The organism is Rhodococcus sp. FW305-130 (genome assembly GCF_058788335.1).
On sequence record NZ_JBYTAP010000001.1, the window covers coordinates 766,843 to 782,611 of the forward strand.

16 protein-coding genes are annotated in these 15,769 nt (G+C 63.9%); 9 read left to right on the forward strand and 7 right to left on the reverse strand.

Features of this window, described 5'->3' with window-relative positions:
• Window positions 1-36 precede the first annotated feature (36 nt).
• The 3 genes from AC3WQS_RS03725 (at window position 37) to AC3WQS_RS03735 (ending at window position 4,157) form a co-directional block, all read left to right on the forward strand.
• Window positions 37-858, forward strand: coding sequence for a DUF3027 domain-containing protein (locus AC3WQS_RS03725; RefSeq protein ID WP_019744932.1), 822 nt, complete (start codon window positions 37-39; stop codon window positions 856-858).
• A 68-nt stretch (window positions 859-926) separates the two neighbouring features.
• Window positions 927-3,599 carry a sacsin N-terminal ATP-binding-like domain-containing protein gene (locus tag AC3WQS_RS03730; protein ID WP_492711721.1) on the forward strand — a complete coding sequence of 891 codons (2,673 nt, stop codon included), beginning with the start codon at window positions 927-929 and terminating at the stop codon, window positions 3,597-3,599.
• Between the two features lie 6 nt (window positions 3,600-3,605).
• Window positions 3,606-4,157, forward strand: coding sequence for a phosphatase PAP2 family protein (locus AC3WQS_RS03735; protein WP_019744930.1), 552 nt, complete (start codon window positions 3,606-3,608; stop codon window positions 4,155-4,157).
• Here the strand turns inward: AC3WQS_RS03735 and AC3WQS_RS03740 are convergent.
• Together AC3WQS_RS03740 and AC3WQS_RS03745 are read right to left on the reverse strand one after the other, a co-directional pair.
• Window positions 4,147-5,142, reverse strand: coding sequence for an iron-siderophore ABC transporter substrate-binding protein (locus AC3WQS_RS03740; RefSeq protein ID WP_084325205.1), 996 nt, complete (start codon window positions 5,140-5,142; stop codon window positions 4,147-4,149). The two genes, AC3WQS_RS03735 and AC3WQS_RS03740, sit on opposite strands and share 11 nt — an antisense overlap.
• A 135-nt stretch (window positions 5,143-5,277) precedes the next feature.
• Window positions 5,278-5,535 carry a DUF2530 domain-containing protein gene (locus AC3WQS_RS03745; protein WP_019744928.1) on the reverse strand — a complete coding sequence of 86 codons (258 nt, stop codon included), beginning with the start codon at window positions 5,533-5,535 and terminating at the stop codon, window positions 5,278-5,280.
• Between the two features lie 102 nt (window positions 5,536-5,637).
• Here AC3WQS_RS03745 and AC3WQS_RS03750 point away from each other — a divergent pair, with 102 nt between their 5' ends.
• The 3 genes from AC3WQS_RS03750 (at window position 5,638) to AC3WQS_RS03760 (ending at window position 9,026) form a co-directional block, all read left to right on the forward strand.
• Window positions 5,638-7,092 (forward strand): NCS2 family permease, encoded by a 1,455-nt coding sequence (locus tag AC3WQS_RS03750; RefSeq protein WP_020970489.1) that lies wholly within the window; start codon window positions 5,638-5,640, stop codon window positions 7,090-7,092.
• A 65-nt stretch (window positions 7,093-7,157) separates the two neighbouring features.
• A complete protein-coding gene (locus AC3WQS_RS03755) occupies window positions 7,158-7,589 on the forward strand; it encodes a MarR family winged helix-turn-helix transcriptional regulator (RefSeq protein WP_019744926.1) in 432 nt (143 codons plus the stop codon).
• A 129-nt stretch (window positions 7,590-7,718) separates the two neighbouring features.
• Complete coding sequence (locus tag AC3WQS_RS03760; RefSeq protein WP_007733487.1) at window positions 7,719-9,026, forward strand: MFS transporter; 1,308 nt, start codon at window positions 7,719-7,721, stop codon at window positions 9,024-9,026.
• On the opposite strand, the gene AC3WQS_RS03765 is transcribed toward AC3WQS_RS03760, so the two are convergent.
• Window positions 9,010-9,558 carry a hypothetical protein gene (locus tag AC3WQS_RS03765; RefSeq protein WP_020908793.1) on the reverse strand — a complete coding sequence of 183 codons (549 nt, stop codon included), beginning with the start codon at window positions 9,556-9,558 and terminating at the stop codon, window positions 9,010-9,012. The genes AC3WQS_RS03760 and AC3WQS_RS03765 overlap by 17 nt on opposite strands.
• 70 nt (window positions 9,559-9,628) lie before the next feature.
• Here AC3WQS_RS03765 and AC3WQS_RS03770 point away from each other — a divergent pair, with 70 nt between their 5' ends.
• From AC3WQS_RS03770 to AC3WQS_RS03780, 3 genes are read left to right on the forward strand one after another with little or no spacing between them, the layout of a single operon-like run.
• Entirely contained in the window at window positions 9,629-10,219 is a 591-nt protein-coding gene (locus AC3WQS_RS03770) for a TetR/AcrR family transcriptional regulator (protein ID WP_019744923.1), read from the forward strand.
• Between the two features lie 48 nt (window positions 10,220-10,267).
• Window positions 10,268-11,074 carry a TrmH family RNA methyltransferase gene (locus tag AC3WQS_RS03775; protein WP_020970487.1) on the forward strand — a complete coding sequence of 269 codons (807 nt, stop codon included), beginning with the start codon at window positions 10,268-10,270 and terminating at the stop codon, window positions 11,072-11,074.
• The gene (locus AC3WQS_RS03780; protein WP_492711717.1) at window positions 11,071-11,331 is read left to right on the forward strand and encodes a DUF2537 domain-containing protein; all 261 of its coding nucleotides are present in this window, start codon (window positions 11,071-11,073) and stop codon (window positions 11,329-11,331) included. The genes AC3WQS_RS03775 and AC3WQS_RS03780 overlap by 4 nt, the downstream gene beginning before the upstream one ends.
• Window positions 11,332-11,351: 20 nt before the next feature.
• Here AC3WQS_RS03780 and AC3WQS_RS03785 read toward each other — a convergent pair whose 3' ends face one another.
• From AC3WQS_RS03785 to AC3WQS_RS03800, 4 genes are all read right to left on the reverse strand, one after another.
• Window positions 11,352-12,137, reverse strand: coding sequence for a DUF6928 family protein (locus tag AC3WQS_RS03785; RefSeq protein WP_046379063.1), 786 nt, complete (start codon window positions 12,135-12,137; stop codon window positions 11,352-11,354).
• 52 nt (window positions 12,138-12,189) lie between these two features.
• Entirely contained in the window at window positions 12,190-13,131 is a 942-nt protein-coding gene (gene sepH, locus AC3WQS_RS03790) for a septation protein SepH (protein WP_264613211.1), read from the reverse strand.
• A gap of 199 nt (window positions 13,132-13,330) precedes the next feature.
• Window positions 13,331-14,452, reverse strand: coding sequence for a phosphoserine transaminase (gene serC, locus AC3WQS_RS03795; RefSeq protein WP_007733484.1), 1,122 nt, complete (start codon window positions 14,450-14,452; stop codon window positions 13,331-13,333).
• 63 nt (window positions 14,453-14,515) lie between these two features.
• Window positions 14,516-15,643, reverse strand: coding sequence for a citrate synthase 2 (locus AC3WQS_RS03800; RefSeq protein WP_003940025.1), 1,128 nt, complete (start codon window positions 15,641-15,643; stop codon window positions 14,516-14,518).
• Window positions 15,644-15,769 lie beyond the last annotated feature (126 nt).

Genomic DNA, 15,769 nt, shown 5'->3' on the forward strand with positions numbered 1-15,769 from the left:
GCCCAGCATGGCAGCCCAGTGCGTTGCGGACTTGCGGTGGTGCGGCAAACTGGAGGAGTGAGTGTTGCTACTTCTCCAGAGCGTGCAGTGCCGCGCCCAGTACTGGCCGATGCGGTCGAGCTTGCCCGAACGGCAGTCGTCGACCTGCATGAAGGCGGTGTGGGGGCATACCTCGGCGTGACGTCGGAGGACGAATTTGCCGCCACCCATCGATTTGCAGCAGACATTCCCGGATACCGCGGTTGGCAGTGGGCGGTTGTCGTCGCTGCCGGACCGGAGGACACCCGCGCAACTGTCAGTGAGTTGGCGCTGCTGCCGGGTCCCGACGCGTTGGTTGCGCCGGAATGGCTGCCATGGGATCAGCGGATTCGTCCCGGCGATCTCTCCGTCGGTGACCTACTCGCCCCGCCGGCCGAGGATCCTCGGCTGGTTCCCGGCTACGTCGCCACCGGTGACCCGGAAGTCGACGAGGTAGCTCTCGAAATCGGGCTAGGCCGCAAACAGGTCATGAGCCTCGAGGGCCGACTCGATGCCGCGCAGCGTTGGTTCGACGGTGACTTCGGCCCGGAGTCGGAGATGGCCAAGGCTGCCCCGTCGACGTGTGGGCTGTGTGGATTCTTCCTTCCACTCGCAGGTTCGCTGCACGCAGCGTTCGGCGTGTGCGGCAACGAACTCTCCGCAGACGGCCGGGTGGTCAGCGTGTCCTACGGCTGTGGCGCGCATTCGGACACCAGCTTGCCGCTCGGTGCGGGCTCGCCGCAGTTCGACGCATTCGACGACGGAGCAGTCGAGCTGATTGCGGTGCCCGCTCGCCCGTCGAGCGTTGTTGCAGTTGAGGATTCGGTATCCACCGAGTAGAAGATCCGTTCGGCACGGACGCACTCCGCGAGGCGACGCTGCGCGCGTGGTCGGAATCTCCGACGCGATTGCGTGAAGACGCGGCTGCGGAATCCGACCTCGCGAAGGCCGGGTACCGCGACCGTCTGCTCACCGAACTGGCGCAGAACGCTGCCGATGCAGCTGCACGCGAGGGCGTCGAGGGCTCTTTGTGGGTGGACGTGGACGGTCGGACGCTGACCGTCGCGAACACCGGCCGTCCGCTGGACGAATCCGGCGTTCACGCACTCACGGCGCTGCGTGCGTCGAACAAGGTCGACGCCGACGAAGGCGTGACGGGGCGGTTCGGAGTCGGATTCTCGGCAGTTCTCTCGGTCGGTGACGAGGTTGAACTGCGCTCGTCGACGGGATCGATTCGATTCTCTGCCTCGCAAACTCTGCGCGAGATCGAGTCTCGCGAACTCCCCGTGCCGGAAACCGGTGTCCCCGTACTTCGTTTGGTGTGGCCGTCTGGCGAATTGCCGAGCGACGGTGCCGATTCGGAAGTGGTGCTGACGCTTCGGCCGGACGTCGATGCCGCGGCGCTGCTTTCGCAGATGACAGGTGAGGCAGTCGATCTGCTGCTCGAACTCCCGGCTCTCGGATCAATTCGTTTGGGTGAGAAGACTTTTCGGCGATCGGAACGAGTGCTGGATTCCGGTCTCGTCGAGGTGGTCATCGGAGATCGCACGTGGTGGCAGTACTCGGCGCCGAATGCACGGTGGTTGGTGCCGGTCCGCGACGGGGTCGTCGAGCCGGTCGCAGACGACGTGCTGCGGGCGCCGACCCGATCCGACGAGGAACTGTCGATCCCGGCGATCATCATTGCCGACATTGCAATGCAACCCGATCGGCGACGCCTCATGCCCGCTGCACCGATCGCTCCGCTTGCCGAGGGGTATGCGAAGTTCCTTGCTGCACTACCTCCTCGGCAGCGAACGGCACTCGTCCCGATTCCTGCCTTTGCCCGCAGCGAAACCGATTCGCTTCTGCGCGAAGCGCTTCTGAAGGAGCTGCAGGAAAACGAGTGGCTTCCGGTGGTCGGTGAACCCGACCGCGCGCCGCAGCGAGCATCCGTGGTGCCCGGGCTCAGTGATGACCTTGCCGAGTTGCTCACCGACATCATCGGCGGCCTGGTTGTCCCCGAGCTCTCCGGCCCCAAGCACGAGCGAGCACTCGCGGCGGTGTCGACGCACCGCATCGGGCTCGCGCGCATCGCCGAACTGCTCAGCGGCTTGGAACGTGAACCGAAGTGGTGGAATCGACTCTATTCGGCTCTCGAGCCCTTGGTGATCGACACTCTTGCGGTGGAAGAGCTTGGAACACTGCCGGTTCCGCTCTCCGACGGACGAACGGTGACCGGACCGCGGACCGTCGTCGTCGGCGTCGAACTGGGCGAAGACGCACCGTCTGTGCAGTGGACGAGGTTGGTTCATCCTGTCGCGGCGCACCCGTTGCTGTCTCGATTGGGAGCACAGACCGCGAGTGCCACCGACCTGCTGTCCGATCCGGCACTGCGAGCATTGATCGAAGATGCTGCGGATCAGGATGATTCGGTAGCGACGGAGTTGGCGCAAGTGGTGCTCGGATTGGCGGCCCACGTGGCGCCAGGGGCGCTGCCGTCGTGGATCGGTGAAGTGCTGCTTCCCGATTCGGAGGGCGAATTGCGGTCCGCCGACCAGCTTCTGCTTCCGGGAGCTCCCCTCGCAAGCGTCCTGGTCGAGGATTCTCCCTTCGGCATCGTCGACGCTGATTTTGTTCAGCGGGTGGGGGAGCAGGCGCTACGGGTAGTCGGTGTCGGGTGGGGTTTCACGGTGGTCCGTGAGGAATTGCCGTCCGGCCCCGATCACGATCTCGACGCCGAAGACGCATGGTGGGACACCCTCGACGAGGACCCCGAATACATCGAAGCCGTGCGCGATCTCGATCTCGTGGACGAAGACCGCTGGCCGCAGGCGCTGTCGCTGCTGGTCGAGTCGCCGGCGACGCGGGCGCTGCTCACCGACCGTCGTGGATACACGGCGTGGTGGTTGCGTTCGAATGCCGAACTCGGCGGTGAGGTGCTTGGCTTGCTGCGCGCTCCAGGCGATCGCACCTTCGAGGGATTACTCGATGCTGCCGAACACCCCGACGCCGGATTCTTCGCCGGATTACTGGCATCCGATACCGTCGACGATCCGGAACTAGCTCAGCTGCTGCTCGATCGGCTTGCCGACCCACTACGGATGCCGGCCTCCGCCGTCGTCGCGCGGACGCACCGACTGCTGGGTGAGGCAGCGCAGCGACGGGTTCTCGACCTGGAGGAACTGCACCTGCCGCCGTTCGTGCGAGGCCTTTCCGGCGATCTGGTCGATCCCGGCGACGCCCTTGTTCTCGACCGACCGTGGCTGGGAGCGGCACTGCCTGCACAACGAGTGGTGCTCGGCAGTTTCGAGACAGCTGACGCACTGGCAGATCTGCTCGACGTCGCTACGGCGTCCACATCCGTTCACGGACGAGTGAGCAGCACCGGCGTTGTGACGACGTGGGCGAACGAACCACAGGCAGTTCTCGGCTTCGCAGCCCTCGGCCGTGAGGTTCCCGGCGGCGAGGTAGTGATCCATCACGAACTGTCGGTGGAACTGACAGGAGCGGTGGAGGCGACAGTGACCGTGCCGTGGTGGGTGGACTCGGACGGCGTTCATCACGTGATGCGCACGTGGACTCTGCCGCAAGGGATGTGAGGGCAGATGTCTTTTGATCAGTGGGTACTCGACAGTGCAGTGAGCCAGCGGACGGCGTGGCTCGTGGACGTGGTCGACGTCATCACCGACAGCGGCGGAACCCTCGCGTCGTGGCTGATCGCGACGCTGCTCACGATCGTGCTTCTGGTTCGGGGGCTCCGAACGGACGCTCTGCTGATCGCCGGATCGATGTTGACCGGTCTGCTCGTGATGAGCGGATTGAAGCGCATCTTCACGCGAACCCGTCCACCCCTGCCGGAGCGTTTGATCGAAATCGATTCGTATTCGTTCCCGTCGGGCCACGCGATGATGAGCGCGATACTCGCGACTTCGGTTGCCGCAGTGATTCTTCGGCTTGCTTTGCCGAGGCTCGCGAAGATGGCAATGCTCGCGAGCCTCGGCCTGTACACGATCGCTGTCGGATTCTCCCGCGTCTACCTGGCTGCCCATTGGATGACCGATGTGCTGGCAGGTTGGGCGTTCGGGATGGTGTGGGCCGGAGTGTGGATCTGGGGAACTGCGCAGATCAGGAAGCGCCGGGCGCTGGTTACTTCGTGAGTTCGGCGAGTAGTTGGCTTGTCGCCCACGGCAAGCTCAGTGCTGAACTCGCGGTCAGGGCCGCACCGACCTGCGGGGCCTGATCGTCGTTGACGTAGACGACGCGATTGTTCTTGACCACGTCGAGTTGCTGGAAGCCCGGATTGTTTCGGACCGCCTGGGCGGCATCGGGATTGCCGATGACAACGAGACGGTCCACGTCGAGGAGATCTAGTCGCTCGGTGGAGATGGGCGCGTAGAACTCACCGTTCATCAATGCCTCGACCGCGGGAGCAGGTTTGAATCCGAGACTGCCGAGGACCCGTCCGCGGGCGTCCTCGGAGGAGAAGGCGTAGAACTCCGGGGTCGTGTCGACGCTGATGATCACCGCGGTCTGGTCTGCAAATTCCGGGTGAGCGCTTCTGGCGTCGGCGAACTGCTTGTCGATATCGGCGACCAACTTCTCGCCGTCGGCTTCGCGACCCACTGCCTTCGCTGCGGTCTTCGTCGTGATCTGCCACGGAGTTGCGTAGTCGCCGTAGGCCGGATCCTTCGCGACGGTCGGGGCGATCGCGGAAAGTGTGCTGTACAGGTCTTTGTCGATGCTCGAGTAGAGCGCGAGGATCAAGTCAGGCTCGAGCGCAGCGATCTTTTCGACGCTGATCGTGGTTTCGGGATTGCTGCCGACGACGGTCGGTTCGGTTCCGCCCCAAGGGCCGGTGACCCACGGCCACGTGCGGTTGACGTCCGGCTCGCCCGGGTACTGATTGACCATTCCGACGGGCTTGATGCCCAAGGCCAGCAGAGCCTGCTCGTCGTTGTAACCGACGGTGACGATCCGTTGTGGTTCGGAATCGATCGTGGTGCTGCCGAAAGCGTGATCGATCGTGACGGGGAAGGCGCCGCCACCGGAACTCGACGAACTACTTGCTGCGTCATCGTTCGAACTGCAGGAGACGAGTGCTGTGCCGACCAGGGCGACCAGAGCAACCGATGTCAGTCTCATCCAACGTCCTCGGCTTTTCCAACGATTTCGGTGGGAGATCTTCACGGTTACGTGGTTCCTTTCAGCATTGACGAGCTAAGACCGACACTAGGGTGCAGGGTAGGCTTACCACACTGAAAGGGTGAATCGACCTGCTCAGTCGACCAGACCGGCGCCCTGTTGTGCGCCCTTGTCACCGCGCACAGCTGCGCGTCGTTGAATGGAGAACAGAGCGAGGCCGAGGAAGCCGACTCCGATACCCGCGTAACAGATCGGGAGTGCATCCGACCAACGATCGCCGCTCACCGCGACCACGATCGTGGCGACCACCCACAACGCGGTGCCGATGATCAGTGCCGGCGCGGGTGCGGACAATTTGCCGATCAGGCTGGTTGTGTTGCGAGTCTCCGTCACAAAATTAACGCTACCCGTACCCCGGTGGCCTACTCTCCCTAGTGCGACCGGCTTCATGTGCGCCGGCACACGGCGACCTACAGCGATGGGGAAAGAACAAACATGGCGGCACCCGGCAAGATCCTCGACACCTATTTCAAGATCAGCGAACGAGGGTCGACGATCTCGACCGAGGTTCGCGGCGGTGTCGTCACCTTCGTGGCGATGGCCTACATCGTGGTCCTCAACCCCCTGATCCTCGGCAGTTTCTCGGCTGACGACGCTGCAGCGAAGACCGACGTTCTCGGCAACATCCTTCCGGTCAACCAGGTGGCTGCGGTCACCGCTCTGGTTGCCGGCCTGATGAGCATCGTCTTCGGTCTCGTTGCCAACTATCCGTTTGCCATCGCCGCGGGTCTCGGCATCAACAGCCTGCTCGCCGTCACCATCGCACCTCAGGTCACCTGGCCCGAGGCGATGGGACTGGTGGTCATCGACGGTGTGATCATCGTTCTGTTGGCACTCACCGGTTTCCGAACTGCGGTGTTCAATGCGATTCCCTCGGCATTGAAGTCCGCGATCGCGGCCGGTATCGGCATGTTCATCGCTTTCATCGGACTGGTCGACGCCGGATTCGTCCGCCGCATCCCCGATGCCGCCGGTACGACGGTTCCCGTCGGACTCGGAATCAACGGCTCGATCGCTTCGTGGCCGACCGTGGTGTTCATCTTCGGTGTCCTGCTCATGGGTGTTCTGGTCGTGCGCAAGGTTCGTGGTGGACTGCTGATCGGCATCGTCGTCACGACGATCCTCGCCGCGATCATCGAGGCAGTTGCCGATGTCGGACCCTCGCTCGGAACCAACCCCAAGGGCTGGAACCTCAGCATCCCCGCGATCCCGGAGATGCTCGGTGGTATGCCTGATCTGAGCCTGGTCGGCGACGTCAGCATCTTCGGCGCGTTCACCCGCATCGGTGTTCTGGCCGCCAGCCTGCTTGTCTTCACCCTCGTGCTCGCGAATTTCTTCGACGCCATGGGCACGATGACGGGTCTCGGTAAGGAAGCCGGCCTGACCGACAAGGACGGAAACCTCCCCAACGTCGGTCGCGCGCTTGTCGTCGAAGGCGCGGGCGCGATCGTGGGCGGTGGCGCTTCGGCGTCGTCGAACACCGTGTTCGTGGAATCCGCGTCGGGTATCGCCGAAGGCGCCCGCACGGGCCTGGCAAATGTCGTGACCGGACTGCTCTTCCTCGTCGCGATGTTCCTGACGCCGCTCTACTCCGTCGTGCCGATCGAGGCAGCTGCGCCTGCCCTCGTCGTCGTCGGTGCGCTGATGATCGGACAGGTCCGAGACATCGATTTCACCAAGTTCTCGGTGGCACTCCCGGCGTTCCTGACCATGATCGTCATGCCGTTCACCTACTCGATCGCCAACGGCATCGGTGTCGGCTTCATTTCATGGGTGGTCCTGCACGCTGCCAGCGGTGGTATCAAGAAGATCCACCCGTTGCTCTGGATCGTGGCGGCACTTTTTGTGGCCTACTTCACTGTCGGACCCATTACCGACGCCCTTACGTGAAATCAGGGTTGACCGGTATTCGATTACGTGAGCTACCGGCCAGCTCTTGACGTATTGTCTGACGCGTGACCACCGAAACTCGTGCGCTGGCCAGCGATCTTTCCCTGGCTGTAGTGCGTCTCACCAGGCATCTGCGCGGCCGCAGAGTCGACGCTCAGGTATCGCTGACGCAACTGTCCGCTTTGGCGAGCCTGGATCAGTACGGCCCGATGACCCCTGGCGTACTCGCAGCACGTGAGAAAGTTCAGCCGCCGTCGATGACGCGCGTTGTTGCTTCTCTCGCCGAGCTCGGTCTGGTCGAGCGCTCGCCGCATCCCACGGACGGTCGTCAGATCATCGTGAATCTCTCCGACGCCGGGCAGGCGTTGCTCGCGGACGAGACCCATGCGCGTGAGGCGTGGATGAACGAGCAGCTGGCCGGGCTGGGTGGCGAAGAACTCGCGACGCTGCGCGGTGCCGTCGGGATCATCACGGAGATGGTCAACAAGACGGAGTAGTTCCGCGAGTTATGCGGTCGCGTAGCTCCGCTACGCAGAGGTCGCGTAGCTCCGCTACATAGAGGTCGTTGCCCAAACGAATTACTCGAGGGGCAAGATGGTGGAGTGCCCCGAGACCCCGATTCCGGCATGTTTGCCGCGCTCCACAACCGCAACTACCGCCTTTGGGCTTCCGGACAGATTGTTTCTCTGGTCGGCACGTGGATGCAACGTATTGCCCAGGACTGGCTGGTACTGACGCTCTCGGACGGCAACGCGTTGGCGGTGGGCATCGTCATGGCCTTGCAGTTCGGTCCGACGCTGTTTCTGTCGGTGTGGGGTGGGGTGCTGGCCGATCGGTACGACAAGCGTCGGATCCTGATCTTCACGCAGTGGGCGAGTGCGGTATGCGCACTGGTGTTGGGTCTGTTGGACGTCGGTGGGCTCGTTGCGTTGTGGCACGTCTTCCTGATCGCCTTTGCCCTCGGCTGTGTCTCGGCGCTCGACGCACCGGTGCGTCAGTCGTTCACTATCGAGATGGTGGGCAAGGAACACCTGTCCAATGCCATCGCGCTCAACTCGATGACGTTCAACACGGCCCGCATCGTCGGTCCGGCCATCTCGGGTGTTTTGATCAACCTGATCGGAACTGGATGGGTGTTCCTGCTCAACGTCGCGACGTTCGGTGGGGTCCTCATCGCGCTGTACCTGATGAACAAGAAGGAGCTGATCCCGTCCGAACCGGCGCCGCGTACCAAGGGGCAGGTGCGCGACGGGTTCCGATATGTGTGGGGTCGCAAGGACCTTCGGGTGATCATGGTGTCCGTCTTCATGGTCTCGACGTTCGGCCTGAACTTCGCGATCAGCCTGGCGGTGATGGCGCGCAACACGTTCGGTCTCGAAGCCGACGGTTACGGACTGCTGTCCACGACGCTTGCTGTGGGAACCCTTGCAGGCGCTGCGTATGCCGCAAGGCGCAAGGAAGCGCCGCGGTTGCGGACGTTCCTCGGTGCCGCAGTGGCTTTCGGCGTGTTCGAGGTCGCGGTGGGATTGATGCCTACCTACGCGTTGGTGGCGCTGATGTTGATTCCCACGGGCGCACTGACGTTGACGTTCACGACGTCCGCGATGAACATCCTGCAGATGTCGGTCCCCTCCGAGATGCGTGGGCGGGTGATGGGCATCTACATGCTCAGTTTCCTCGGTGGCACACCGCTGGGAAGTCCGCTGCTGGGTTGGCTCGCCGACTCCGTGGACCCCCGTGCGCCCCTGATCGTGGGCGGAGTGATCTCGCTCGTCTCAGGCACAGTGGCCGGGGTGTACCTGCTACGTAGCGAAGGGCTGAAACTTCGTCTTGCGAGGCCGGAAGACGGTGGAAGGTTGCCGGTGTTCGTCCTGCGTCCGGTGATCGTGTGCGACGCGACCGAACAGGCAGTCGAGGCTAGCCGCGCGCCGTGACCTTCTCGCGCTTGGGAAACACCGTGTAGCTCAGGGCGATTGCTCCCCAGATTCCCAGCACCACTGTCAGCTTGCTGATCCATCCGTCGAGGGCACCCGTACGTGCAGGGTCGTCGACGAGGAAGATGGCTGCGCCGAGAAGTCCGCACGCGATGGCCCAGGCGATCGCGGCTTTGCCGAACTCGCGCCATTCGCGCAGTGCTCGCGCACTCCCGTACTTGGGTGGCGCGACGGGAGCCGGGCCGCCGGCGAATCGGTAGGCGAACCTGGCGTCGGCCCAGGAGATGAGACTGTGCCCGAACGCAACGGAGAAGCCGATGTAGGCCGCAGCGAGCCCGTGGGTGAAGTTCGCCTCGCCGCCGTCCCGAAGATCGAGGGCTGTGGCGACGAGCAGGACGACGTCGACCAGGGGTGCGCAGATGAGCAGTGCGGCACCCAGCGTCTTGCGGCGCAGCAGATAGCGGGCGGCGAGACCGGCGGCGATGAACACCCAGAACATGATTTCGCACGCGATGATCAGATGGACGATCATGACATCAGCTCATTTCTAGTACGACTGTGTTAGTGATCGAAAACTAGCACAACTGTGTTAGCTTTGTGAAGTGGTGAAACGAAGCAGCCCCGATGAGCGACGGGAAGAGATCGCCGAGGCTGTCTGGCGTGTGATCCGTCGTGATGGTGTGGCGAGCGCGAGCGTCCGGGCCGTCGCGGACGAGGCGAAGATGTCGACGGGGTCGCTAAGGCACTTCTTCGCGACGCAGTCCGAACTCTTGCTGTTCGCGATGACGCTCGTGACCGTCCGAGTGGAGAAGAGAATCGCCGGCATCGACTTCGATCCCGACATCCGCCGCGCGATCCGCCAGTTCACCGATCAGTTCGTTCCCCTCGACGAAGATCGGCGTGAAGAAATGCAGGTCTGGGAGGCGTTTGCTGCTGCTGCCCAGACCGATTCGACGTTGACGGCAGTGCGTGACGAGACGGACCGGACGCTGTTCGAGCACTATCGAACATTTGTCGAGGCCGTACATGATGCAGGATTCCTGCAGCCGGACGCTTCGGTCGACATCGAGGCGATGAGGTTGCATGCGCTCGCCGACGGGCTCGCGTCGCACGGCGTCGACAATCCCGAGCGAACCAATCCGCAGGTGATCGGCCAGGTGCTCGACGCGCATTTCGCTACGCTGCTGCGCTAGGTCGGGAGTAGTGACGGGGGCCCGCGGTGCGTACGGCACGATAGACCCGTGGTTCACGTCATCGACATCTCAGATCCCGCCGACCCCCGGTTGGATGACTTTCGCGATCTCAACTCCTCGGATCGGCGCCCCGACCTGCCGGAGGGCAAGGGACTGGTCATCGCCGAAGGAGTGTTCGTCACTCAGCGACTGCTGACGTCGCGGTTCCAGCCGATCAGTCTTCTCGGCGTTGAACGACGGCTCCTGGAGCTCGCTGACGATCTCGACGGTGTGGACGTGCCGTTCTACCGTACGAGCGCCGAAGTGATGGCCGAGGTCGTCGGATTCCACCTGAACCGTGGCGTCCTCGCTGCAGCAGCGCGCCCGGCACCACTCGCGGTCTCGGACGTGCTGAAGGACGCAAAGACCGTCGTGGTCCTCGAAGGCGTCAACGATCACGAGAACCTCGGCTCGATGTTCCGCAACGCTGCAGGGCTCGGCGTGGACGCCGTTCTGTTCGGGAAGGGTTGTGCTGACCCGCTGTACCGGCGGTCGGTCCGTGTGTCGATGGGGCACGTGCTGCGAGTGCCCTTCGCGCATGTGGCAAAGTGGCCACACGACTTGGATGAGCTGCGTGGCAACGGTTTTCAGCTCATATCCTTGACTCCGAATCCGGAAGCGGTCACTTTGGCCGAAGCGATGACCGGGGAGAAGGTGGCGCTACTGCTGGGAGCCGAGGGGCCAGGTCTGACCGAACATGCGATGCGGGCCACCGACATTCGTGCCAAGATACCGATGGCACCCGGCACCGATTCGCTCAACGTCGCAACCGCAGCGGCTATGGCCTTCTACGAACGTGTCAGGACCGGCCGGTGACTCTGGACCGCACGCCCTGGTTCACCGGAATCGCGGTGTCGGTATTCGCCGCGATGCTCTCGACCAGCGCTGTCGCGACGTTCTGCGTCGCGCTGGGTAACGTGAACGTGCTCCTGGCAGTTGTCGTCAATATCATTGCGGTAGGCGGACTTGCGCCGACCGTCTGGCGCTGGCGAGCCGTCTCCGTGTGGCGATGGGTGGTCTACGGCGCGGTAGTCGGCGTTCCGCTCGGGTGGATCGCAGCGATAGCCGCGTGACTGTGTGATGCTTGTTCGCGCTACTTGAACCCGAAGTACCGGGCGAGGCGACCGCGCGGCTTGGCCACGGGTGCGTCGTGGATCGGCGGCATGTTTTCGGGCATGGGTATCTCTGTCGGCGCCTGCTCGGGTACCGGTACGGGGGCTGGGGGCGCAGGTTTGGGTGCCTCGCCGGGGCGGTGAATCTTGAAGCCCCACAGGAGAATCTGCGTTGTGTCGAGTTCGTGTTCTCGCGGCGCGCCGGTGTATCGGAATCCCAGCCACTCGAGGTTGGCGGACTCCGCGAACTGCTGCGGGTGGAACGGAAGTGACTGCGGATCGGGCAGGATCCCGGGCGGGTAACGCAGGGGATGGTTGCCGGCCCAGAATTCCAGTTCCCACGTCTGCGGGATCCCCAGATTTTCGACGATGTCGATCGGGATGGCACTGAACGAGCGTCGTAGCTCGCCGTTCTCCCACAGTGCAAACGAACCCTGCGCGGTTTCGGGGACGGAGCTGATCAACAGCGTCGAGCCACCCTCGGCCGAAAGGTGCCAGGACTCAGGCAGTTTCGAGGGGACAAATGTGCTGAGTTCGGAGCTGCAGACGACGCTCACTCGGCCGTACGCGCCGACGAAGACGTAGCCGGGGCTCACCGTCGCGGCCATCGACAGCGGCTGAGGACCGAGAGACTCGAACTCCTTGTCCGGGTACAGCGACATGGCGATTTTCAGCGCCTCGGTCTGATCCGGCTGTGGGTACTTGCTCAATTCGGTGCGAGCGTCTGCGCCGCCCAGAAACCAGATCGTCGATACCCGTGCAGCCACCGGCAGCCCTCTCTCCTCAGCCTCGCTCGAAAGAAGAATACTTTCCTTCGGGTCAGCGACCGCTGCTGCGGACCCCGAGGAGTACGTCGTCCCACGAGGGAAGAGCAGGCCGTCCGCGCTTGTCCTTGGTCTGCGTCTGCTGCGGAGCGGTTTTCGGGGTCACGTCCGGTGCAGGCTCGGGAACCTCTTCGGCGACGACTGTCTCCGGCTCGACAGCAATCGGCTCGGGCGTCACGATTCGTTCCGCCACCACCGTTCGCTCGGAAGCTGCTGTCCGCTCGGAAACTGCTGTCCGCTCGGAAACTGCTGCGGGCTCCGGCTCGATCTCCGCCACCGGTTCGACGTCGAATCGGGACAGTTCAAGCTGCTGCGGCTCGTTCGAAACCACCGGTACCAGGCCGCGGAGCGGGCGACCGAAGTCGGGATCGATCAAGTCGAATGCCGCGTCGTCGAGTGCGACGATCGTTCCGCCGTGCGCGTCGGGCTGGTAGCGCCAGTGTGCGGCGTTGGTGGTGCGGCCGGCCTGCCACTGCAACTGGGCGACCCACTGATTGTCCTCGTCACGCCAGGCATCCCAGGTGGCCTCGTCGATGCTGTGGCCGCGGGCGCGGAATGCGTGGGTCACGATTTCGGAGAGGGTGGGAACCGTCGGACCGTTGTCGCGCACCGGGTGTCCGCCCTGCGCCATTTCCGCGGCGCGGGAACGCTCGAGCAGAACGGGGTACGCAAAGCGCTCGACCTTGCTGATGGGGATCTTCGCTTCTTCGGCGACCTGCTCTACGGAAGCACCGGAACGAATGCGCGCCTGAATTTCGCGGGGACGGAGTTGGCTTTCCATTTCGATCTCAATCTGGCCGAGTCGAGCCACGTCTCCGCGGGAAGCTGCACGAAGTTTGTCATCGGCGGGAAGCCGGAATTTCTGGCCGGTTTCAGCATCTGCGCACACCACATGCGATCCATCGGGTTCAAGTCCGATCACTCGAAGCTCTCGCACATTGACCTCCTTATCGCGCCGGCTCGCGACTTTGCGCCGCGCTCAACTGTAATTCATTCGTGACCATGGACTCGGCAGGACACGCAGGGCGAGATGACCTCGGATCCGACCACCGGTGTGGTAGCTCACAAGGCCTGGCGCAAACGACGCTCGGCCCCCGACATCATGTCGGGGGCCGAGCGGTGAAGCATTATGAAAATCAGCCGAGCTGAGAAACGACCCAGTCGATGCTCTTGGTGAGAGCGGTGACGTCATCGGGGTCGATGGCCGGGAACATGCCGACGCGCAGCTGGTTGCGGCCGAGCTTGCGGTACGGCTCGGTATCGACGATTCCGTTGGCGCGCAGGATCTTTGCCACCTCGGCAGCGTCGACGTCGTCGTTGAAGTCGATGGTGCCGACAACCTGCGAGCGGTGTGCCGGATCAGCGACGAACGGCGTTGCGAACTCGCTGGCCTCGGCCCAGTTGTACAGGCGCGAGGACGAATCCGCGGTGCGAGCGGTGGTCCAGTCGAGGCCGCCGTTGCTGTTCATCCACTCGATCTGGTTGGCGAAGAGCAGGAGGGTGGCCAGGGCCGGGGTGTTGTACGTCTGATCCTTGGAGCTGTTGTCCACGGCGATGGGCAGTGAGAGGAAGTCAGGCGTCCAGCGGCCCGAATCCTTGATCTCCGCGACGCGCTCGAGGGCGGCCGGGCTCATCAGCGCGATCCACAGTCCGCCGTCTGCGGCGAAGCACTTCTGCGGAGCGAAGTAGTAGACGTCGGAATCGGCGACGTTGACCGGAAGTCCACCGGCGCCCGAGGTGGCGTCGATGGCGATCAGTGCGTTCTCCGAACCCGCGGGGCGCGAGACGGGGATCGACACACCGGTGGAGGTCTCGTTGTGCGCCCAGCCGATGAGATCGACGGACGGGTCGGAGACCGGCACCGGTGCGCTGCCCGGATCGGCGGAAACGACGATCGGGTCACCGATGAACGGGTTGGCCTTGGCGACCGAAGCGAACTTGGAGCTGAATTCGCCGTTGGTCAGGTGCAGCGACTTCTCGCGGATGAGGCCGAATGCGGCCGCATCCCAGAACGCAGTGGTTCCGCCGTTGCCGAGGACGACCTCGTAGCCCTCGGGCAGTGAGAACAGATCGGCGAGGCCGGAACGAATGCTGGCCACAACGTTCTTGACCGGCTTCTGGCGATGGCTGGTGCCGAACACCGAAGCGCCCACCTCGACCAGGGACTGCAGCTGCTCGGGGCGAACCTTGGAAGGACCGCAGCCGAAGCGTCCGTCGGCGGGCTTGAGGTCGGCGGGGATGATCGGTGTGGAGGTCATCGCTTCTTTCTGTTCCTTCACTTGTGTTCTGTACTACCGTGATTGGCGAATTCGAGCGGGGTACTACGCGTGGCTGATCTGGTCCCAGCCCTCGACCGACTCCGGAGTACGGGGCGCCGGGCCGGTGTAGATGGCGGCCGGGCGTACCAGTTTACCGAGGCGCTTCTGCTCGAGGATGTGTGCACACCAGCCGGCGGTGCGGCCACAGGTGAACATGGCAGGCATCATGTGCGCGGGAACCTCGGCGAAGTCGAGGATGACGGCGGCCCAGAACTCGACGTTGGTCTCGATCGCGCGATCGGGACGACGCTCACGCAGTTCTGCCAGTGCAGCCTGCTCGAGAGCTGCGGCAGCTTCGTAGCGGGGAGCGTTGAGGCGCTTCGCGGTAGCGCGGAGCACGCGTGCACGGGGATCTTCGGCGCGGTAGACGCGGTGTCCGAAGCCCATGAGCTTTTCCTTGCGGTCGAGGATTCCCTTGACCAGTGCGCGGGCGTCGCCGGTCTTCTCGGTCTCTTCGATCATCGGAAGAACGCGGGCCGGTGCGCCGCCGTGCAGTGGGCCGGACATCGCGCCGATGGCGCCGGAAAGCGAGGCAGCGACGTCGGCGCCGGTGGAGGCGATGACGCGGGCCGTGAAGGTGGAGGCGTTCATGCCGTGCTCGGCTGCCGAGACCCAGTACGCGTCGATTGCCTCGACGTGTGCCGGATCGGGCTCACCTTTCCAGCGAACCATGAAGCGCTCGGTGACCGTCTTGGCCTCGTCGATGCGGCTCTGGGGGACTGCAGGCTGGTAGATGCCGCGAGCGGACTGCGCGACGTACGACAGTGCCATGACGGATGCGCGGGCGAGCTGGTCGCGGGCGGTCTCGTCATCGATGTCGAGGAGCGGCTGGTATCCCCAGATGGGAGCCAGCATCGCCAGTCCGGCCTGGACGTCGACACGGACGTCGCCGGTGTGAATGGGGAGGGGGAAGGGCTCGGCCGGCGGGAGGCCGGGGCCGAAGCGGCCGTCGACGAGAAGGGCCCATACGTTGCCGAAGGTGACCCTCTGGCCGACCAGGTCTTCGATGTCGACACCGCGGTAGCGCAGTGCGCCGCCGTCCTTGTCGGGTTCTGCGATATCGCTGGTGAAGGCGACGACGCCTTCGAGTCCGCTCACAAAATCGTCCGGTATTGCTGCGCTCGCTGCCATTCTCGTGGACTCTCCTCGTTCGAGTGCGCCAGGTCTACAGTCGCACTGCCTCAGCTTCAGTGACTGCGCCTCGGTGCTCGCAGGGATGAGCACGCACCGTGTTTTGTACTGCGCAATCGTCTCGTC